Origin of the sequence: Mesorhizobium sp. LSJC280B00, assembly GCF_000502835.1 — a bacterium.
Lineage (GTDB): Bacteria > Pseudomonadota > Alphaproteobacteria > Rhizobiales > Rhizobiaceae > Mesorhizobium.
Window position 1 is genome coordinate 1 of sequence record NZ_AYVL01000016.1, and the last position, 20293, is coordinate 20293.

23 protein-coding genes are annotated in these 20293 nt (G+C 62.7%); 3 read left to right on the plus strand and 20 right to left on the minus strand.

All coding sequences use genetic code 11. The annotated features are described in order from the left end of the window. Positions 1-539: 539 nt before the first annotated feature. The 17 genes from ftsH to X773_RS60335 form a co-directional block, all read right to left on the minus strand. Complete coding sequence (gene ftsH / locus X773_RS60255; protein WP_023677989.1) at positions 540-2465, minus strand: ATP-dependent zinc metalloprotease FtsH; 1926 nt, start codon at positions 2463-2465, stop codon at positions 540-542. 106 nt (positions 2466-2571) lie between these two features. Next, complete coding sequence (tilS, locus tag X773_RS60260) at positions 2572-4002, minus strand: tRNA lysidine(34) synthetase TilS (RefSeq protein WP_023677990.1); 1431 nt, start codon at positions 4000-4002, stop codon at positions 2572-2574. Between the two features lie 57 nt (positions 4003-4059). After that, positions 4060-5169: a tol-pal system protein YbgF gene (gene ybgF, locus X773_RS60265; protein WP_023677991.1), complete on the minus strand. Its 1110-nt coding sequence runs from the start codon at positions 5167-5169 to the stop codon at positions 4060-4062. 188 nt (positions 5170-5357) lie between these two features. Further along, the gene (gene pal, locus X773_RS60270) at positions 5358-5864 is read right to left on the minus strand and encodes a peptidoglycan-associated lipoprotein Pal (protein WP_023677992.1); all 507 of its coding nucleotides are present in this window, start codon (positions 5862-5864) and stop codon (positions 5358-5360) included. Between the two features lie 231 nt (positions 5865-6095). After that, positions 6096-6473 (minus strand): four helix bundle protein, encoded by a 378-nt coding sequence (locus tag X773_RS60275; protein WP_023677993.1) that lies wholly within the window; start codon positions 6471-6473, stop codon positions 6096-6098. 82 nt (positions 6474-6555) lie between these two features. Continuing rightward, the gene (gene tolB / locus X773_RS60280) at positions 6556-7827 is read right to left on the minus strand and encodes a Tol-Pal system beta propeller repeat protein TolB (protein ID WP_245274748.1); all 1272 of its coding nucleotides are present in this window, start codon (positions 7825-7827) and stop codon (positions 6556-6558) included. 77 nt (positions 7828-7904) lie between these two features. Then, positions 7905-9062 carry a TonB family protein gene (locus tag X773_RS60285; protein ID WP_023677995.1) on the minus strand — a complete coding sequence of 386 codons (1158 nt, stop codon included), beginning with the start codon at positions 9060-9062 and terminating at the stop codon, positions 7905-7907. 7 nt (positions 9063-9069) lie between these two features. Then, complete coding sequence (tolR, locus tag X773_RS60290) at positions 9070-9528, minus strand: protein TolR (protein WP_023677996.1); 459 nt, start codon at positions 9526-9528, stop codon at positions 9070-9072. A gap of 9 nt (positions 9529-9537) precedes the next feature. Further along, on the minus strand, positions 9538-10248 hold the full coding sequence (gene tolQ / locus X773_RS60295; protein ID WP_023677997.1) for a protein TolQ: 711 nt from the start codon (positions 10246-10248) through the stop codon (positions 9538-9540). 296 nt (positions 10249-10544) lie between these two features. After that, complete coding sequence (ybgC, locus tag X773_RS60300; protein ID WP_023677998.1) at positions 10545-11015, minus strand: tol-pal system-associated acyl-CoA thioesterase; 471 nt, start codon at positions 11013-11015, stop codon at positions 10545-10547. Between the two features lie 127 nt (positions 11016-11142). After that, positions 11143-12183, minus strand: a complete 1041-nt coding sequence (ruvB, locus tag X773_RS60305) for a Holliday junction branch migration DNA helicase RuvB (protein ID WP_023677999.1) — start codon at positions 12181-12183, stop codon at positions 11143-11145. A gap of 46 nt (positions 12184-12229) precedes the next feature. Continuing rightward, positions 12230-12514 carry an AbrB/MazE/SpoVT family DNA-binding domain-containing protein gene (locus tag X773_RS60310; RefSeq protein ID WP_023678000.1) on the minus strand — a complete coding sequence of 95 codons (285 nt, stop codon included), beginning with the start codon at positions 12512-12514 and terminating at the stop codon, positions 12230-12232. A 40-nt stretch (positions 12515-12554) separates the two neighbouring features. After that, the gene (gene ruvA, locus X773_RS60315; protein ID WP_023678001.1) at positions 12555-13175 is read right to left on the minus strand and encodes a Holliday junction branch migration protein RuvA; all 621 of its coding nucleotides are present in this window, start codon (positions 13173-13175) and stop codon (positions 12555-12557) included. A 13-nt stretch (positions 13176-13188) separates the two neighbouring features. After that, positions 13189-13611, minus strand: a complete 423-nt coding sequence (locus X773_RS60320) for a type II toxin-antitoxin system VapC family toxin (RefSeq protein WP_023678002.1) — start codon at positions 13609-13611, stop codon at positions 13189-13191. Next, positions 13589-13858 (minus strand): AbrB/MazE/SpoVT family DNA-binding domain-containing protein, encoded by a 270-nt coding sequence (locus X773_RS60325; RefSeq protein ID WP_023678003.1) that lies wholly within the window; start codon positions 13856-13858, stop codon positions 13589-13591. The genes X773_RS60320 and X773_RS60325 overlap by 23 nt, the downstream gene beginning before the upstream one ends. A gap of 56 nt (positions 13859-13914) precedes the next feature. Further along, entirely contained in the window at positions 13915-14427 is a 513-nt protein-coding gene (ruvC, locus tag X773_RS60330) for a crossover junction endodeoxyribonuclease RuvC (RefSeq protein ID WP_023678004.1), read from the minus strand. Between the two features lie 265 nt (positions 14428-14692). Beyond that, the gene (locus X773_RS60335; RefSeq protein WP_023678005.1) at positions 14693-15547 is read right to left on the minus strand and encodes an SDR family oxidoreductase; all 855 of its coding nucleotides are present in this window, start codon (positions 15545-15547) and stop codon (positions 14693-14695) included. 192 nt (positions 15548-15739) lie between these two features. On the opposite strand from X773_RS60335, the gene X773_RS60340 reads away from it, so the two are divergent. Further along, the gene (locus tag X773_RS60340; RefSeq protein ID WP_245274745.1) at positions 15740-16057 is read left to right on the plus strand and encodes a helix-turn-helix domain-containing protein; all 318 of its coding nucleotides are present in this window, start codon (positions 15740-15742) and stop codon (positions 16055-16057) included. A gap of 38 nt (positions 16058-16095) precedes the next feature. On the opposite strand, the gene X773_RS60345 is transcribed toward X773_RS60340, so the two are convergent. Then, positions 16096-16623 carry a DUF1465 family protein gene (locus X773_RS60345; RefSeq protein WP_023678007.1) on the minus strand — a complete coding sequence of 176 codons (528 nt, stop codon included), beginning with the start codon at positions 16621-16623 and terminating at the stop codon, positions 16096-16098. A 579-nt stretch (positions 16624-17202) separates the two neighbouring features. On the opposite strand from X773_RS60345, the gene X773_RS60350 reads away from it, so the two are divergent. Continuing rightward, entirely contained in the window at positions 17203-17754 is a 552-nt protein-coding gene (locus X773_RS60350) for a DUF2269 family protein (RefSeq protein ID WP_023678008.1), read from the plus strand. A 40-nt stretch (positions 17755-17794) separates the two neighbouring features. Here the strand turns inward: X773_RS60350 and X773_RS60355 are convergent, their stop codons facing one another. Together X773_RS60355 and X773_RS60360 are read right to left on the minus strand one after the other, a co-directional pair. Then, positions 17795-18565, minus strand: coding sequence for a sulfite exporter TauE/SafE family protein (locus X773_RS60355; RefSeq protein ID WP_023678009.1), 771 nt, complete (start codon positions 18563-18565; stop codon positions 17795-17797). Between the two features lie 92 nt (positions 18566-18657). Further along, on the minus strand, positions 18658-19107 hold the full coding sequence (locus tag X773_RS60360; protein WP_023678010.1) for an Lrp/AsnC family transcriptional regulator: 450 nt from the start codon (positions 19105-19107) through the stop codon (positions 18658-18660). A gap of 132 nt (positions 19108-19239) precedes the next feature. Between X773_RS60360 and X773_RS60365 the strand changes: the two genes are divergently transcribed. After that, the gene (locus X773_RS60365; RefSeq protein ID WP_023678011.1) at positions 19240-20124 is read left to right on the plus strand and encodes a DMT family transporter; all 885 of its coding nucleotides are present in this window, start codon (positions 19240-19242) and stop codon (positions 20122-20124) included. Positions 20125-20293 lie beyond the last annotated feature (169 nt).

Below are 20293 nucleotides of genomic sequence, written 5' to 3' on the forward strand. Positions count from 1 at the left end.
AGCACACGCCGGCGGAATCCGACACGTCACAACCGAGTCAATCCGTCGCAGCAAGATGTGTATACGCCCTAGCCTCGTGCGGGGGAGATGTCCGGCAGGACAGAGGGGCACTGTCCAGGGCACTGTCCCGCCGACATCGATGGTCGCCAGCACGCGCCACGTCGGGTCGAAGGAGCCTGAAATAAAAAAACCCGCCTCCGTGGGCGGGTCGGCGGCGCCAATTGGCACCATACTCAAATTAGTAGCATACCTGCCGGCACAAAGCAAGAACAAAATGTGGCGCCGTCGGCAAAAAATGCGAACTTCATTCTCCGGCGCGCCTTGTCGATCTTCCCGAAGTCGTCAACGAGGACGATAGAAGGCCCCATTCCTTCGCGCCCCTCTCTGTCCTGCCGGACATCTCCCCCACGAGGGGGGAGATTGGCCGTTATCGTCACTTTCGCCAATTTCCAGCGATGCAGGAAGGGTCGCATTCCCCAAGAGAAAACGCCGCGGTTAGAGCCGCGGCGTTTCGAAGTCGATCTGTCCTGGGCCGGAGCCTAGCTTGATGGCTGGGGTTCCATGCCGCCTTCGGGCTCGGGGCCCTTCTTGCGGCGGCCGGACTTCGGCACGGCCGAGCCGCGGCTCGGCGGCGTGTCGTCGCCAAGGTCGCGCGCGGGCTTATTGCCGGCGATCAGCTGCTTGATCTCCTCGCCGGACAGCGTCTCGTATTCGAGCAGGCCCTGCGCCAGCGCGATCCATTCCTTCTTTTTCTTGGTCAGGATGGACCTTGCCGTCGAATAGGCCTCGTCGATCAGCCGGCGCACTTCGGCGTCGATGATCTGCGCCGTCTCTTCCGAGATATTCTGCGTGCGCGCCACCGAATGGCCGAGGAACACCTCCTCCTGGTTGTCGCCATAGGCGACATGGCCGAGCTTGTCGGAGAAGCCCCAGCGCGTCACCATGGCACGCGCCAGCTTGGTCGCCTGCTCGATATCGGAGGAGGCGCCGGAGGTGATGTTCTCCTTGCCGAACTTGAACTCCTCGGCGACACGGCCGCCCATCATGATGGCGAGGCGCGAGATCATGTATTTGTAGCTCATCGAATAGCGGTCGCCTTCCGGCAGCTGCATGACCATGCCGAGTGCCCGGCCGCGCGGGATGATGGTCGCCTTGTGCAGCGGATCGGCCGACGGCACGTTGAGTGCCAGGATGGCATGACCGGCCTCGTGATAGGCGGTCAGCTCCTTCTCGGCCTGTGTCATCGCCGACGAGCGGCGCTCGGCGCCCATCATGATCTTGTCCTTGGCGTCCTCGAATTCGGCCATGGTGACGAGGCGCTTGTTGCGCCGCGCCGCCATCAGGGCGGATTCGTTGACCAGGTTCATCAGGTCGGCGCCGGAAAAGCCCGGCGTGCCGCGCGCGATCACCTTGAGGTCGACATTGGGCGCCAGCGGCACGTTGCGCACATGCACTTTCAGGATCTTCTCGCGGCCGACGATGTCGGGGTTCGGCACCACCACCTGGCGGTCGAAGCGGCCCGGCCTCAGCAGCGCCGGATCGAGCACGTCTGGCCGGTTGGTGGCGGCGATCAGGATGATGCTTTCGTTGGATTCGAAGCCATCCATCTCGACCAGCAGCTGGTTCAGCGTCTGCTCGCGTTCATCATTGCCGCCGCCGAGGCCGGCGCCGCGATGGCGGCCGACCGCGTCGATTTCGTCGATGAAGATGATGCAAGGCGCATTCTTCTTGGCTTGGTCGAACATGTCGCGGACGCGGCTTGCGCCTACGCCGACGAACATCTCGACGAAGTCCGAGCCCGAAATGGTGAAGAACGGCACGTTGGCTTCACCCGCGACCGAGCGGGCGAGCAGCGTCTTGCCGGTTCCGGGAGGACCGACGAGCAGCACGCCGCGCGGGATCTTGCCGCCGAGCCGCTGGAATTTCTGCGGGTCGCGCAGGAACTCGACGATCTCTTCCAGATCTTCCTTGGCTTCGTCGACGCCGGCGACGTCCTGGAAGGTGACGCGGCCATGTGCTTCGGTCAAAAGCTTGGCCTTCGACTTGCCGAAGCCCATGGCGCGGCCGGAACCGGACTGCATCTGGCGCATGAAGAATATCCAGACGCCGAGGATGAGGATCATCGGCAGCCAGGAGATCAGGGTGCCGAACAGCGAATTGGAGCCGTCGGATTCAGGACGCGCATTGATGGTGACGTTCTTGTCCTGCAGGCGCGAAACCAGCGACGGGTCCCCAGGCGAATAGGTCTGGAAGCCGTTGGAACTGTCCGTGTAATTGCCGGAGATACGGGCGCCGGCGATGGTCACCGACTTGATCCGTCCCGCCGCGACTTCCTGCAGGAACTGCGAATAGGGAACATCGCTCGAGGCTCCACGCGTCTGCGGCGTCTGGAAAAGATTGAAGAGCGCGATGAGCAGGACCGCTATGATCGCCCAGAGCGCGAGGTTGCGATAATTCGGATTCATCAATTGTCCCGTTGGCGCCCGCTGGGCGGACACGCGTCGTGAGAGGAAACTTGGCCCTAACATAGGGAGAGCGTTCCCCCTTGCCAAGCATAACAGCAGGTCTCGGTTAAGCTTTCGCCCGTGGTAGGCCGGCACTGTGGCCGCCGAATGGCACGGCTGGAACGGGCGCCGCGCCAAGCAACGCGGCGACGGCATCGGCCGGCGCCAGATCGAAGGACGGCAGGAAACGGGCGAAGGGCGCGACTGCCGGATATGCGGCGACAGCCGCCGGCATCGGGCCTTCCCCGGGCAAACCCGGGCCTTCCCCGAGCAAACCAAGGCATTCGCCGTCCCGCCAGAGCGCCGGCTCGGCGGCCAGGGCGGCACGTACAAGGCTTGCCGGCGTGCCATGCCCTTCAATTGCCCGCTTTGCGGCAAGAGCCGCCCCGAGCGGTGCCACCAACGGCGGCGCGATCAACAATGCACCTGAACTGTCGCCCAATGTGATCCGTCTGCGGCCGTCCCACAGGGCATTGTCGGAAACCGCAACAGCGGGCGGCAGATCCCGCAATTCGCGGTGCAGAAAGATGCCGGTACGCCGGGCATCGATCACGGTCCGCGACAATGTGGCACAAAGCGGCCCGGTGCGGAACCGGCCGAAAAGGGCTTCGCTGCGGGCCTGGTCGGGAAGGAAGGCGGTGCCGCCGGTCGCCGCCAGCAGGATGCGCAGCGCATAAATGGCCGTCCGGCTGTCGGCGGCCGTCGCAAAATCCCGATCGAGGCGGACGAGGCCGGCGGCCGGCCTGGAGGCCAAGCTGCGGATCAGCATGGCCGCGCGATTGCCCAGCTGCTCACGCTCGGCCGCCGCCTTTCTGGCCAGCGCCATAGCTTCAGCCATGCGAGGCGCATCGTCGCCTTCAACAAGTGCTGCGCGGACGCGCGGCCGCTCGAAAGCAGTGTCGGCATTGGTCGGATCTTCGATCCAGGCGACCTGTTCGCGTTGCAGCAATTCGCGCAGCTCAGCACGCCGCACGCCGAGCAGCGGCCGCACGATCCAGTGCCGCCAATCGTAGAGGGTTGCCGGCGCCATGCCGGCAAGGCCCCGCCCTTCGTCGCGCGGCCTCTCCTCACCTGGCCCGTCGTCACGTGCTTGCCGCATCAGCACGGTCTCGGCCTGGTCGTCGGCGGTGTGGCCGGTCAGGATCAGGCCGATGCCTGCCGCTTCGGCGGCCTCGGCGAGCAGCCGGTATCGGGCTTCGCGCGCGGCGGCAGGCAGGCCGGTCGATGGTTTGTGCCCCGACCAGGCGAGGACGCGATGGGCAATGCCGCGCGCCGCGCACAGCCTGGCCACGGCTTGCGCTTCCGCTGCCGCTTGCGGCCGCAATTGATGATCGATCGTTACCGCCAGCAATTTCGTTGCCGGGGCGTTACGGTCGAGATGGGCTTTGAGGAGGAGGAGAAGGGCGGTCGAGTCGCTGCCGCCGGACACGGCCGCAACAGCGCCGTTGGAAAAGTCGATCCGCGAAAAATCCGGAAGGTCAGGCTCGGTGTCGAGCATCATGCATGTCGCCCAAAAGTGGGCCCGGTTTTGGGGCAACGACATGCAAAGGAAAAACTAGCACGCCGCGAGCGCCCTTTCCTGCTTGACCCGCTCCTTGAGCGCGCCGGAAATATCGGGGTAGCGCTTGCCGATCTCGCTGAAAGTGGCACAGGCCACGTCGCGCTGCTTCAGCCCGACCAGTGAAACGCCGAGCTTCAGCAGCATGTCGGGCGCTTTCTTGGCCTTGGGATAGTCCTTGCTGGCAGCAAGGAAAATCTCGGCCGCATCGCGGTATTTCTGCTGGCCGAGCAGCGATTCACCAAGCCAGTAATGCGCATCCGCCGCTTTGGCGTCCCGGGGAAAACGAGCGATGTGGTCGCGGAAACCCTGTTCGGCGGTGCTGTAGTCGCCCGACAGGATGAACTGGTAAGAATTGCGGTAAAGCTCCTCCGGGTCGTTGGTCGACGGGAGTGCCGCGACCACCGTATCGTCGGATTTACCGGCCTTGTTGCCGGCTGCGCTGGCGCCGTTGGCTGGGGCCGTACTCTGCTGCGGCGCGTTCGCCTGCGCATTGCCATCGGCTTCGACGACATTGCCGTTTTTGTCGACGGTGATGGTGCCGAACGTCTTGGGCGGCGCGCCGGGGATCAGCTTGCCGGGATCGCCGTTGGGCGATTCGACGATGACGTCCTCGACGCTCTTGTCGCCGTCTGCCGCCTTGCCCGCATCGGCCGGAGCCGGCGTCCCCGGCGCCTCCGCCACGTTACTGTCGCCGTTGTGGCTGTCGCTGCTAGGCGCCACCTCGGACTTCTTCTGCTCGGCCGGCTGCTGCGCGCCTTGCGGACCGCCTTCCAACTGCTGGAAGCGGAATTCGTTGTCTTCCTGCTGCTTGCGGATCTGCTCCTGCATCTGCAGGACCTGGAAATTGAGTTCCTCGATCTTGCCATTCATCTGCCGGAGCTGTTCCTCCAGCGCCGGAGTGCCGGTGCCATCCTGTTGCGCGAATTGAACCTGATCCGGCTTTTTCTTTTCGCCGAAAATGCCGGGCAGTTTGATCGTCGGCAGATGGAAGGAAAAACCGCTTTCCGATGACTGCCCGGTGCCGTTTGCCCCGTCAGCAAGTGCCGCGATACTTGATACGAGCAGCAGCGCAAGCGTGCCGCTCAAGACCGATCTGAAATGCATGTGCCTCTCGCCGTGAAACCATTGTTGCGCGCCTCTCATTCGAAGTAGACCAGTCAACTGGGGACTAGCCAGACGCTCTCGGCTCTTAACAGGACGTGAGACTTCGGCCAAATTTTGTTTGGAGCGAGGAGATATGAAAAAGGCGGCCTTTTGGCCGCCTTTCGCACCAAGTGTTGCATTTATGCCGATCAAGAACCGGCGCCGCCCAGCGTGGTTACGGCGCGGCGGTTCTGCGACCAGCAGGAGATGTCGTCGCAAACGGCGACCGGACGCTCCTTGCCGTAGGAAATGGTCTTCAGGCGCTGCGCCGAAACACCCTTAGCGACCAGGAAGTCGCGTGTGGCGGCAGCACGGCGGGCGCCGAGCGCCAGATTGTATTCGCGCGTGCCGCGCTCGTCGGCATGGCCTTCGATGACGATGGCGTACTGCTTGTATTGGTTCAGCCACTGCGCCTGGCGCGACAGAGTCGTCTGCGCATCAGCGCGGATCGAGGATGAATCGGTGTCGAAGAAGATGCGGTCGCCGATGTTGACGGTGAAGTCCTGGGCCGACCCGGGCGTTGCCGCGCCGGCGCCGTTGAGGCCGAGATCGGCGGCGCTGTTCGGCGTCTTCTTCGAGGCGCAACCGGTGATCGCGAGCATCGCGACCAGCGCGATCATGACCGGGTTTGTGGTAAGTGCTGCGATACGGCCCATGCCGCCTCTCCTTCGCAATTCGAGTGATTTCATTGATCGTCCAGTAACCACGTTTGGGTTAACCGGCGCTCAAGAAACACGGTTAAAATTTGGTTTCGGCTGCCGTCCGCAACCGTTCTGCCGAGGGCTACTCAAAGGCGACAATGAGCGCGGACCGTAGGCGGAAATGCGGCCAAAACATGAAAAAGAGGGAATTGAGGAACTGAAGAACTGAGGAATTGAGGAAAGAGATCACCTCAGCTTCTCTCTGAGATTGACCAGCATTCCGTAGATGCGGGCATAGGATTGCAACCAATCGTCGCGTTGCGCCTGTGTGATGTACTCGAGGTCGAACGCATACGAAATCCAGGTCTCCACCTCACTGCATGATCCTATGGCCATCGAAATGAAGCGTGCGAATTCGGGCTTGGAGTGAGTCTGTTTGGCAAAGCCTTCGGCCAAATTGGCGCAGATCGCCTTGCTGGAACGACGTAGTTGATCGGCGAGCGCGTATTGCTCCATTTTCGGAAAAGCAAGCGTGGCTCTGTGTACCCCAAGGGAAACCGCATAGGCACGCTTATAGACTTCTAAATCCCTCGCGTGCTCGATGTAGACCCCTGCCTTCTCCATTCTTCAGTTCTTCAACTCTTCAGTTCTTCAACTCGTCAGTTCTTCAATTCCTCAGTTCTTCAATTCCTCAGTTCTTCTTCCATCACTCCAGCAGCGGCGACCAGGCCGGATCCGAGGCGAAGTTCGCCGTCGGGATCGACTGTTCGTTGCGGCCGGTGAGATCGACCGAAACAAGTTTTGGTCCACCGTTCGAATCGCGGAAGAACATCAGCACCCGGCCGTTGGGCGCCCAGGTCGGCCCTTCCTGCTGAAAGCCGGTGGACAGGATGCGCTCACCCGAACCGTCGGTGCGCATGACGCCGATCTGGAATTCGCCGCCGGTCTGCTTGGTGAAGGCGATGAGATCGCCGCGCGGCGACCACACCGGCGTCGAATAGACGCCGTCGCCGAACGAGATGCGGGTCTGGCCCGAGCCGTCGGCGCCCATCACATAGATCTGCGCGCGGCCGCCGCGATCCGAGGTGAACACCACCTTGCTGCCGTCAGGCGAGTAGGACGGTGAGGTGTCGATGGCGGTCGAGTTGGTGAGCCTGGTCGTCGAGCGGCTTCTCAGATCCATGGCGAAGATGTTGGAATTGCCGTCATCGCGCAGCAGGCTCATGATCACCTTCTGGCCGTCGGGCGAAAAGCGCGGCGCAAACGTCATGCCGGGGAAATTGCCGACCAGCTCGCGCTGCCCCGTCTCGATCTGCAAAAGATACACCCGCGGCTGACCGCTTTCATAGGACATGTAGGTGATTTCCTGCCGGTTCGGCGAGAAGCGCGGCGTCAGCACGATCGATTTGCCGTTCGAGAGATAGCGGACGTTGGCGCCGTCCTGGTCCATGATGGCAAGCCGCTTCTTGCGCGCATTCTTGGCACCGGACTCGTCGATGAAGACAACGCGCGTGTCGAAATAGCCCTTCTCGCCGGTCAGCCGCTCGTAGATCGCATCGGCGATGATATGGGCGACGCGCCTGGTATTGGCGTCGTTGGCGAAGAACTGCTCGCCCGACATCTGCTGGCCGGCAAACGTGTCCCACAACCGGTACTGGGCGCGAATGCGGCCGTCAGCCTCCTTGCCGACACTGCCGGTGACCAGCGCCTGCGCATTGATCACCTTCCAGTCTTCGAAGCGCGGCGTGGCATCCGGGTTCGAGATCTTTTCAATGAAAGCGCTTTTGTCGATCGGCGCGAACAGGCCGGAGCGTTTCAGGTCGGCACTGACGATGCCGGAAATCTCGGCGCCGAGCGCATCGCCGCCCTGGAAGTCCGTGATGGCGATCGGCAACGGCTCGACATTGCCCTTGTTGACGTTGAGCTCAACGAGCGCCCGCGCCGGCAGGGTGACAGCAACAGTCATACCCAGCGCCATCGCTGCGATCGTCAGGAGCGGCTTGAGGATGGATTTCATGTCTTCTCGCTTCTTTCGCTGATTCTGTAGCGCCGGGCCTAAAGACCGAGCATCTCCCTGGGGTCAAAAGTGACCCGAACGTCGGACCAGATGTCTTGCTTGCCCGCCGGAACCTGCAGGCCGGCCACATCGCATTTCTGAACCGCGCGCACTGCGCTTTCGTCAAACGGGCGGTTTCCGCTCGACTTTTCAACGCTCGGCCGGCCATCCAGCTTGCCGGAGGCGTCCAGATTAAACCGGACCACGACGACGAAATTCTCCGAACCCTCGAGCCCTGCCGGAAGCGTCCAGCAACCACCAAGCTGGGCCTCCAATGCCCCCTGCTCCGATTTCGAAAGCTTCTGGCCCTGATCCTTCTCGCCGCCGAGCGATGCCTGCTGGGTCGAGCGCTTGGCGCCGCCACCGGCTGGCTTCCGCTTGTCGAGCAGAGCCGAGATCTCGTCGGCGTTGAATTGCTTGTCGTCCGATTTCGGCCTGGAGGAGGCTTCCTTGACCGGCTTGTCGGTGTCCTTGCGCTCCGGCGCCTTCGCGCTTTCAGCCTGGGCCGGCTGCGGCTTCGGCCGAGCCTCAGGCGCCGGCGCCGAGTCCGGAAGCTGCGCCTCCTCGGTCGGCGGTTGCTTGGCAATCGCCTCGGCAACGGCATCCGGCTTGACCTCGGGCTGCGGATCGATCGCGGCAGTCTTGTCCTGCGGCGGCGTGGGCGTCGGCTCCTTGGCCGGCGTCGGCTTGGGCTCGGTCTGCTTGACAGGTTCGGGCTTGACCTCTTCCTTCGGCTGCGGCACCGGCGCCACCTCCGTAGCGGGAATAGGCTTCGGCTCTTCCTTCGGCTTCGGCACGTCCTCGGGCTTGGGCTTTTCGACCGGCGTCGGCGCGGGTGGCGGAGCCGCCGTCATGTCGACTGGCTGGGGCTTGGGCTCAGGTGTCGGCGGCTTGTCGGTGTCGACGCTGTTATCGCCGACTTTCTGGGCATCGGGAACGATGTCGGGACGCTGCGTCGGTACCGGCGCCGGCTTGTCGTGCATTACAGCCTTCTTGTCGCCTTGCAGGACCTGTGCCGTCGCTTCCATCGGCACGATCTCGACCGACACCGATTCCGCATCGGACGCAGGCATCGCGGGCGGCGAGGACAACGTGAACAGCCCGAAGGCGATCGCCACCGTATGCAAGATCACCGATGTGGTGAGGCCGGTCCTCATCTCGCGTTTATTGATCCTGTTTCGGCAGTGTAATCAGGCCGAGGTTCTTGTAGCCTGCGTCCTGGATGAGACCCATCACCACCATCGCGTCGCCATAATTGGTGGTCTTGTCGCCCTTGACGTAAATGCGCTCTTCGTAGCCGGTCTTAGAAATCGCCTTCAGCTTGGCGATCAGCTCCTCCTGCGGGATTTCGGTCTCCTGCACGAAGATCTTGCCTGTGCCGTCGATCGTAATCGTAATCGGCTGGGTATCGGCGTTCATCGCCTTGGCCTTCGTCTCCGGCAGGGTGACCGGCACGCCGACCGTCAACATGGGTGCGGCGACCATGAAGATGATCAGCAGCACCAGCATCACGTCGACCATCGGCGTGACATTGATTTCCGATATCATCGCGTGATGGCGGCCGCGCCGCCTGTGGCCTCGACCACCGCGCCCTCCGCCACCCGCGCCTACAGACATTCCCATGATCGTTCCTCAAGCCTTCTGCGCGACTTTTTCATCGATTTGGCGCGAGAGTATGGCGGAGAACTCATCCGCGAACCCTTCCATGCGCACCGCGATCTTGCTCGCGTCGGACGACAGCTTGTTGTAGGCGATGACGGCCGGGATTGCGGCGAGCAGGCCGATGGCCGTCGCCAGCAGCGCTTCGGCGATGCCGGGCGCGACCACCGATAGGCTGGTGTTCTTCGAGGCGGCGATCGCCTGGAACGAGGTCATGATGCCGATAACCGTGCCAAACAGGCCGATGAAGGGCGCCGCCGAGCCGGTGGTGGCGAGAAAGCCGAGCCGCCCTTCAAGCTTTTCCATCTCGCGGGTCAGCGCCAGATCCATCGCTTTGTCGATGCGGGTCTGCAGGCCGAGTGGCGATTTCGCGCCTTTCTCGAAGCTCTTCTTCCATTCGCGCATGGCGGCGACGAAGATCGCGCTCATGCCGGTCGTCTTGCGGTCGGCGAGCGTGCGGTAAAGCTCTTCCAGCGACTGCCCCGACCAGAACACCTGTTCGAAGCGGTTGAGCGCCAGCCGCATGCGGGCATAGGCGACGAGCTTGTCGACGATGATCGCCCAGGTCCAGATCGAGGCACCAAGCAGCCCGATCATGACCAGCTTGACCACCCAACCGGCCTGCATGAACAAGGCCCAAATCGATAAATGCGCGCCCGGTTCGGCGAGAGCGATGTTTTCCATGTTACGTCCTTAAAGATTTTCCGGGCGTGGCTGGCGGCTGGCCCATGGGCATCCCTTGTGGTCCGTTCGCGTTAGGCTTGCGGAATAACCCCAAATGCACCGTTGGCGGCCTTTTCGGGGCAAATATTGGTGAAAGGAAGGCGCTTGGATTCTCCCAATCTTAACCAATCCCTTCATGGACCGTTATGGTTAAGGATGGGTTAGGACGTACAGCGCGGCGCATTGCCGCGCCCTGATAGGCCGCCTCGCGATTCTGGCCTGGACCGGGAGCTCCGGGATCGTCCGCCTCTGAACCTTTATTTGCGCGTTCTGGGCATGAAGGCTGCGATCCAGTCCTTGGGAAAGCGCCGCGGCCGCCCGTTCTCGCCGACGATCGCCGCTTCGACACGCGCCTCGACCAGCACTTCGCTGCCGCGCTTCAATTGCTGCGCCATGACGATGCGGGCGCCGGAAATCTCGTCGGTGCGCGTATCGATGGTCAGGATGTCATCCATGCGGGCCGAACCGCGGAAATCGATCTCCATGCGCCGCACCACCCAGACTATTTTCTCGCCATGCTTGCCGTCGGCAAGCTCGGTGTGGTGGACGCCGGCCAGCCGCAGATAGTCGGACCGGCCGCGCTCGAAGAATTCGAGATAGCGCGCGTGGTAGACGACGCCGGAAAAATCGGTGTCTGCATAATAGACCCGCGCCATCAGTCGATGGCCGAATTCCGTCAGCGCGCCGGAAAGTCCGGCGGACAATGCCGATTCACCGTGATCGTCCATTGCGCTGTCCTTTTGGCCCGACAGGCCCTGTTTCAAGCAACACCTGTTTTGCGCATAGACCGGCGATGATCAAGACCTGGAGGGCTGGGCCGGGGAACTGCCAGCACCGAGCCATAAGTAGCGGAACTTAGGGTTCTTCCTGGAACAGGCTGATCTGCTGCTGCGCCAGGTCCTTTGGCGCGTCGAGGCCGAGATGCCGCCAGGCATTGGCCGCCAGCACGCGGCCGCGCGGGGTACGCATGATGAAGCCTTGCTGGATCAGAAAGGGTTCGATGATGTCCTCGATGGCATCGCGTGGCTCGGAAAGCCCGGCCGCGATGGTCTCGATGCCGACCGGCCCGCCGCCGAAATTCCGTGCGATCATCGACAGATAACGGCGGTCGAGCGCGTCGAGGCCGAGCCCGTCGACCTCCAGCCGCGTCAGCGCCTCGTCGGCGACCTTGCGGTCGACATGGCCGTCGCCGGCAACGCTGGCGAAGTCGCGCACCCGGCGCAACAGCCGGCCGGCGATGCGCGGCGTGCCGCGCGCCCTCCGGGCGATCTCCAAAGCACCGTCGTCGCCGAGCGGCATGGCAAGGATGCGGGCGCCACGCCGCACGATCTGCTCGAGTTCCTCGACCGAGTAGAAATTGAGCCGCACCGGAATGCCGAAGCGGTCGCGCAGCGGGTTGGTCAACAGGCCGAGCCGGGTGGTGGCGGCGACAAGCGTGAAGCGGGCCAGGTCGATCTTGACCGAGCGCGCCGCCGGCCCCTCGCCGATGATCAGGTCGAGCTGGAAATCCTCCATCGCCGGATAGAGGATTTCCTCGACCGCCGGGTTGAGCCGGTGGATCTCATCGATGAACAGCACGTCGCGGTCTTCGAGGTTGGTGAGCAGCGCCGCCAGATCACCGGCCTTGGCGATGACCGGACCCGAGGTCGAGCGGAAATTCACGCCGAGCTCGCGCGCCATGATTTGCGCCAGCGTCGTCTTGCCGAGGCCGGGCGGGCCGACGAACAGCACATGGTCGAGCGCTTCGCTGCGCCCCTTGGCGGCCTCGATGAACACTTTGAGATTGGCCCGCACCGCCGCCTGGCCGACGAAGTCGCCAAGCGTCTGCGGCCGCAAGGTCTGCTCGGCGTCCTCGCCGCGTCTGTCGGGAGCAATGAGGCGTGGCGAAAGGCTCATGCGCATACCGCCCGAAAGAAAAAGTTTGTATCGATACCGATCAACGTCACCCGGCACCCTCTCGTTCGTCGCCGTGCTCCTCGCCAACAACATGGCGGCCCACTGCATCTCTTACCACCGCGTCGATCTGTTCCAGCGCAGCAGGCCCGTCAGGTGGATCGCCTAGAAATCCAGCGAGGTCGGCAAATTCGAGATTGCGCGGCGTTCCTATCAGGAGACCATCCACGACCGTCCACGCAACAGTATCGCCTGACTTGAGCGACAACTCGTTCCGGACTTTCTTTGGAATCGTAAGCTGCCCCCTGGAGGTCAAGCTTGCATATCCGACCATGCTCTTGTTCCTAGTCGGAATTTATTTGTCGGGCAACGTCTCACCGTGCCAGCTCCTTCAGCCCGAAGCGGATCAGCTTCGACGCGTCCGCCTCCTCGCCTGCCGTCTTCAGCGCCGCCGCCACCGCATTGGCGGCGGTGTCGCGCGAATAGCCGAGATTGACCAGCGCCGAGACGGCGTCGGTGATCGGCGCCGAGGCGACGCCCTCGCCGAGCTCCTGCTTCAGGCCGATGGTGCCGGAGGCAGTGCCCGCATAGGCCGGCGCCTTGTTCTTCAATTCGGTGACGATGCGCTCCGCCACCTTCTTGCCGACGCCCGGCGCACGGCTGACCATGGCGATATCGCGCAACGCAATCGCATTGGCGAGATCGGCCGGCGCCAGCGTCGACAGGATGGCCAGCGCCACCTTGGCGCCGACGCCTTGCACATTGTTCATCAACAGCCGGAACCATTCGCGCTCCAGCACCGACTGGAACCCATAGAGCCGCAGCATGTCCTCGCGCACATAGGTCTCGATGAACAGCACGACCGCCTCGCCCGGCCGCGGCAATGCCGCCAGCGTGCGCGCCGAGCAGTAGGCGACATAGCCGACGCCATGCACGTCGACGATGCAGAAATCCTCGTCGATCTCATCCAGCGTGCCTTTTAGCTTGCCGATCATTTGAGCGTGCCGATCATGCCGGGTGGGTTTCCGGAGAGATGATATCGAGGTCCGGGAAATAGCCGCGATAGCGCGCGGCATTGCGCGTCAGCAGGCGATGCCCGGCGACAACCGCATGGGCTCCAATAAAGAAATCCGGCAGCGTTCGTTCGCGAATGCCGCCGGCGCGGCGATAGCGGGAATGCGTGACACCGGCGAGGAAGGCTGCTTCCCACGGCAGGAATTCGCGATCCATCTTGAGCATGTCGGCTGCTTGACGAAGAGCCTGTTCGGTCGCAATCAACGGCGCGAGTTCGGACCAGACGATTGCATTGATAACAAGTGCGCCGTCGCGCCGGCATGCGGTAATCGCGGATGCCGACCATTTCGTCTCCCGTCCGGCAGGACCCCAAACGTCGATCAGGACATTTGTGTCAATCAATGTCGAGATCTTCACGTGGGCCCCTCAGCCATTCCATATATTCGTCCGTCGTCATGCCTCCCAGATCCAGCGTACCGGCCATACGATCGAGCATCTGGCTGAATCTGCGCGAGGCTTCCTCCTCCGACATGTTTTCGTCGACGGCTATGACACGAGCCCCGTCCTCGGTGGGGACGAACTCCACCTCCGAGCCCGGGCCGATACCCAGATGATCCCGTATTTCCTTCGGGATGGTCACTTGGCCCTTGGTGGTAACGCGCATGGTAATACCTCGTTGGTATTACTTATTGCCCACTGGAGAACAAGTCAAGAACATACTTATCCGGCCAGCGCCGCCATCCTGTAGGCGATGCTCTGCCGGTGATGCGCGTGACAGATGGCGATAGCCAGCGCGTCGGCGGCGTCGTCGCTGTCGAAAGTCGCCTTCGGCATCAGCACCTTGACCATCATGTGGATCTGCTTCTTGTCGCCATGGCCGACGCCGATCACCGCCTTTTTGACGGCGTTTGGCGCATATTCGGCAACGACAAGGCCGGCACGCGCCGGCACCAGCATGGCGATGCCGCGTGCCTGGCCGAGTTTCAGCGTCGCCGCCGCGTCCTTGTTGACGAAAGTTTGCTCGACCGCCGCCTCGTGCGGCATCGCGGCATGCAGGATCTCGGCGAGCCCGTCATGCAACTGGCAAAGACGCACCGCCAGCGCGGCCTTGTCGTCGGACCGCACCGTGCCGGAAGCGACGAAGCGAAGCGAATTGCCGAGGCTTTCGACTATGCCCCAGCCGGTGCGCCTCAGCCCTGGATCGATGCCGATGATGCGAATCGCTTCCCCCATCCGTCAACTTTAACCCCGGCGAGCAGCGATGCCAGCGAAATGTGAACAAACCAGAAACAGCAAGCCGAGTCTGGTTTAGAGAATGTTTGAGAATTCGCTCTGGCGAGACAGATAGCGTGGTTTTCGAGAACCGGAGCGGAGCGTACATAAGTACGCGAGCACCGGAAGCGCAGAAGGCTGCGCTGGTCTAGCCGTTTGAATAACTGTTGGCGCGAGCGACAGACGGTCCTCTGATCCTTTGGCGGATGTGACAGCCATCTCGGTTTCAACCGCGCAATGCTGCCGCAACGACGCTCTCCAGTGGCGTTGTCGGTCGACCGATCAGCCGGCTCATGGCGCCGCCGTCATCGAACAACGCTCCGCGTGAGGCTGCAATGTCGGCATCGGCCAGGATAGCGGCGAGATCGGCGGGCAGCCCGGCGCCTGTCAACACACCCTCATAGGCCGCCCCGGCAAGATCGTTGTAGGCGATCGCTTTGCCCGATTGCCGCGAGACCTTCGCCGCAAGCTCGGCGAGCGTGAAGGCTTGGTCCGCGGCGAGCTCGTAAGTCCTCCCTGCTTGATCCTCGCTCGTCAGCACCACGGCCGCGGCCTCGGCATAATCCTGCCGCGCCGCGGACGAGAAGCGCCCCTCATTTGCGGCGCCGATGAAGGCGCCGTGCTCCAGAGCCGCCGGGAGCGCCATCAGATGGTTCTCGGTGTACCAGCCGTTGCGCAGGATGACGGCGGGTAGGCCGGAGGCCGCGATGACCTCCTCCGTCTGCCGATGTTCGACCGCGAGCCTCGCGGGAGACGTGTCCGCATGCAGCATGCTTGTGTAAGCGATCAGCGAAACCCCCACCCGTTGGGCGGCCTTGATCACTGACCGATGCTGCGGCAAGCGGCCGCTGACTTCGGTCGAGGAAATCAGCAGCAGTCTATCGACGCCGGCCAGCGCCATCGGGAGCGTGTCGGGACGATTATAGTCCGCCTCCCGCACGACTACGCCGCGTTGGACAAGATCGCTGGCCTTTGCCGGATCACGAACCGCCGCAACGATCCGGCTGGCCGGAACTGTCTTCAGCAGTGCGTCGATCACGAGACGGCCAAGCTGTCCTGTTGCTCCAGTTATTGCGTACATCGTTCTGTCCATTTCGTGGTTGGATGGATTGAGAGCCTCAGATAGCGGCTCTCGTTACCGTCGGAAACCACGTATCTTGTAGTTACCATCATTTTCCGGTATCCAACTGGAAACTCTCATGGAAGATGCGCGATGGTCCTCAGGATGCGAACGAAGGTGAAGGCGCTTCCCGGCTGCCCCATGTCGAGGTGCATGGCGCTGCTTGGCGGGTGCTGGACACCCGAGGTGCTCTGGTCCTTGAGCGACGGCCCGCGCCGGTTCTCCGAATTGCGCCGCGATATCCCAGCCATTTCGGCGAAGGTGCTGACCGGCAGGTTGCGCGATCTCGAGGAGCGTGGCGTCCTCGCACGCCACGTGATGCCGACATCGCCGCCGACCGTGGAGTATGAGCTGACGTCATTGGGGCAGGAGCTGCTCCCAGCGATCAGGTCTATCGTGGAGGTCGGATCGCGCCTGCTGCTGCGTGATTCTCCCCGCCTGATGATCGCGAGCCCATCCCTTCGCGGTTAGTCTAGATGGCCGCCGGAGTAGAATTATGAAACGTTCTCTCAGCCGCGGGCGAAAGCCGTGTTGAGCAGCGTGATCTGGTCGGACACCGGATTGAGGCGACGGCTCGACGGCGGCACCTCGGCGAGGCCGCCATAGATCTCCTCGTCCATGCGGCGCACCAGCGCCTGCAGGCGCAGCGAGCGGTTGACGAGATCGATGAAATCCGTCGGCAGCTCGGCCCAGCCGGGCGCCTCCTCATGCGCGGAGGCGGTATCGAGACGCACCTTGGATTTTTCTGAGGCCACCTGATCGCGGGTCATCTCGCCGGAATTCGCCGCCCGCTGCAAAAGCAGCCACGAGGCGACCTGCATCAGCCTGGTGGTCAGCCGCATCGATTCGGCCGCATAAAGCGTCGCCGCCAGCCTCGACAGCTTCTTGGCCTCGGCGCGGCCCTTGCCGTCGAGATATTCGGCGGCCTGCTCGACCAGGCCCATGCCTTCCTGATAGAGCGGCTTGAAGGATTGGGAGAAAACCCGGCGCTCCGCCAGCTTGATGGTTTTCGCGCTCGCCTTCGAAGGCTCGTTCATCGCTACGCCCCTGCACTTGCCTGACAGCCGGCCGATTCGGCTCTTGGCCGCCATATCCGGCAGCCTAAACGACTGAAGCTTGAAAATGCGCTTCGCTGCCAGCGAAGGCAAGCACATGTTTAACAAACGGTTAACGGCCGCATTTAGCCGGAAGAACGCCCATGCCAGCGGACAAAAAAAGAGCCGCGGATAAGGCGGCTCTCAGGAGTTTAACAGGGAGGCGTCAAACAAAGTGGCTCCAACCACTCGGTAAGAATCCAGATCACTGGATGGACATAGTAAACGCCTGTAAAGCTTAACGAAGCTTTAACGCGGGGCATATTTTTCGATCAAGCGCCCAGCATCTGTGCCGTAACAGCACAGCTGACTGGCCACGGCGCCGTTCACACCACCGGCTGGAAAGTCGGGGCGACGCTTGCGCCATGGTTTCCTCCAAATGGTGACCGGCTTACCGAAACAAAACGGCACTGCGCGCGACATCGTTCCGAAACAGGCGCCGCGCTAAACGCCCGTTCCTCGCAACGAGGCGGAGCAAACCTTGCGCTCCGGCAAATCATCAAATCTCTCAAGGAGCGAATAATGGACTGGTACTCGGCCGTTAAATTTCTGCATATCGTCTCGGCGATCCTCTGGGTCGGCGGCGGCTTCACGCTGATGCTGCTCGCGGTACGCGCCGACCGCGCTGGAAACGTCGAAGGCATGCTGCAGGCGATGCGCGCCACCGGCGAGCTCGGCAACCGGTTCTTCGCGCCGATGTCGATGCTGACATTGCTTTTCGGCCTCATCATGTGCGGCTTCTGGGTCGGCTTTTCCGATCTGTGGGTGCTGATCGGCCTTGCCGGTTATGCGACGACCTTCTGCATCGGCATGTTCATCTTCAAGCCGACTGCCGACCGCATGGCAGGCATGATCGCCAAGGAGGGCGTGACGCCGGCAGTGCTTGCCCAGGGCCAGCGCGTTCTCAGCGCCGCGCGCTTCGACTATTCGGTGATGCTGGTGATCATCGCGGACATGGTGCTGAAGCCGACGCTGCACGACATCACCATTCTGGGCTGCATGGCGCTCGTACTGGCAACCGGCATTGCCCTGGCGCTTGGCAGGACGCGGCAGCTGCTGCCGAGTGCCGCCTGAGGTGTAAGGAATCCGGCGGCGGCCGAATGGGGCCGCCGTCTTACAGGAGGCCGGCGATGCCGTCCCACAGAAGCTTGACCGCGACGACCGCCACGGTCGCATAGGTGAAGGGATAGAACAGCTCCGGCCGCATCCGCCGCACCAGCCAGGCGCCGGCGATTGTCGACAGCGGCGCCAGCGGCATCAGCACCGCCGACGCGGTCAAATTGGTGGCGTCGAACTGGCCGAGCGCGAAATAAGGGATGAGCTTCAGCGCGTTGGTGACGGCGAAAAAGATCGCCGCGGTGCCCGACAGCACCTTCGGATCGAGCCTGATCGGCAGCGCATAGACCTGAAAAGGCGGGCCGCCGACATGGGCGACGAAGCTGGTGAACCCGGCAACAGTACCCCAGAAGCCCGCAGCGACGCGGTTGGGCTCCGCCGCGTGGCCGGCACCGTGGCGGAGTTGCAAATAGAGCCAGCGCAGCACGAAGATCAGGGCAACCGCGCCGACGATCAGCCGCACCATCTCTTCGGTTACAAGTGCCGCCGTCAGCCAGCCAAGGGCGATGCCGATCACGGCGCCCGGCATCATGTCGGCCAGCATCTTGCGGTCAAAGATACCCCACCACGTCCACACCGAGACAATGTCCATCAGGCACAGAATTGGCAGAAGAATTGCGGCAGCCTGAACCGGCGGCATGGTCAGCGCCATCAACGGCACGCCGACAAAGCCGACGGCGCCGCCGAAGCCGCCTTTCGACAGGCCGACGAGGATGACGGCCGGAATGGCCGCGGCATAGAACCAGGGATCGACGAGCAGGCCTGACATGGGAAAGGACGCTGGAGGGAAAGTGATCTCTGGAATAAACCAGAAATGATCGGACCGCGACCGCAAATACTTGGGCCACGCCACCGAACCCGTCACATGTTTGGCATGTCGAGCGGTGGCGGGCGTCTCCGGATCGGCTGCGCCTTGATGATGGCCGTGCTGGTTTCGGCCTTGTCGGCGATGCGGTCGAGAATCCCGTCGAGCTCGCCGATCGAGCGGACGAACAGCCGGGCAACGAAGCAGTCATCGCCCGTCACCTTGTCGCATTCGCCGAATTCCGGGATTTCCTCGATCAGCTTCTGGACGATGTGCAGCTTGCCCGGCAATGGCCGGATGCGAACGATCGCCTGCAAGGCGTAGCCGAGCGCCTGCGGATCGATGTCGATGGTGAACGCGCGGATGACGCCGCGATCCTCTAGCCGCCGAAGCCGCTCCGAAACGCTTGGCGACGACAGCCCGACCTGCAGCGCCAGTTCCTTCAGCGAGGTCCGTGAATCCTTGACCAGGATATCGAGGAGCTTTCTGTCGAGCTCGTCCAGCATTTTACAATTCCAAGAAAAAGCCGATGTTTACCTAATTTAATGAGGTTCATCATGCATATCACCAACTAGAAGTGATGGAAAGACCCGATCCGCTGTGGGATTATAAAATCTCAACGGATTTCAGGAGCATCCATGGACAACACGGTACGCGGCACGATCGAAATGACGGCGGCGATGGCGATCCTCGGCACGATCGGCTGGTTCGTCGTGCTTTCCGGCCAACCCATCATGGACGTGGTGTTCTGGCGCTGTGCTTTCGGGGCGGTAACGCTGCTGATCATCTGCGCGGCGCTGGGACTGCTGCGCGGCAGGCTGTCGCTTCGCATTGTCGCGATCGCGGCGCTCGGCGGTGCTGCCATCGTTATCAACTGGCTGTTGCTGTTCAGCGCGTTTTCCCGCGCGTCGATCTCGATCGCCACGGCTGTCTACAATACGCAGCCCTTTATGCTGGTGGGTTTTGGCGCGCTCTTCTTCTCCGAACGGCTGACGGTGACCAAGCTGACCTGGCTCGGCATCGCCTTCGCCGGCATGCTGCTGATCGTGCAGGCCGCGCCCGATGCAGGCGATCATGGTACGGATTACTTTACCGGCATTGCGATGGCGCTGGCCGCGGCTTTCTTCTGGGCCGTTGCGGCTATCGTCACCAAGAAGCTCAAAGGCACGCCGCCGCACCTGATCGCCCTGATCCAGGTCTGCGTCGGCGTTCTCATGCTGGCACCCTTCGCCAATCTCACCCACCTTCCCGTCGATGCGCGGAGCTGGGTCATGCTGGCGACACTCGGCATCGTCCATACCGGCCTGATGTACATCCTCATGTACGGTGCCATCCAGAAGCTGCCGACGCATCTGCAGGGATCGCTGTCCTTCATCTACCCAGTCGTCGCCATCCTCGTCGATGTCGTCGCCTTCGGCCATCGGCTGCATCCGGCGCAGATCGTCGGCGCCGCGGCCATCCTGGTCGCCGCCGCCGGCATGAATCTCGGCTGGTCGCTGTGGAAATCGAAGGTGCCTGCGTAGGGCCGCAAGCGACCAGGCGAGGAGAATTTCGGCTAACGGCAGCCATGCGCCGAACCCTATGGAATCGTTGCCGGCAAACGTGATCCCCCTGCCGCCTGTTCAATCCCCGCACTTTGCTCTATGCCGCAATGCAACCATCTTCGCCCGGCATAGGCGATAACCGGGACCG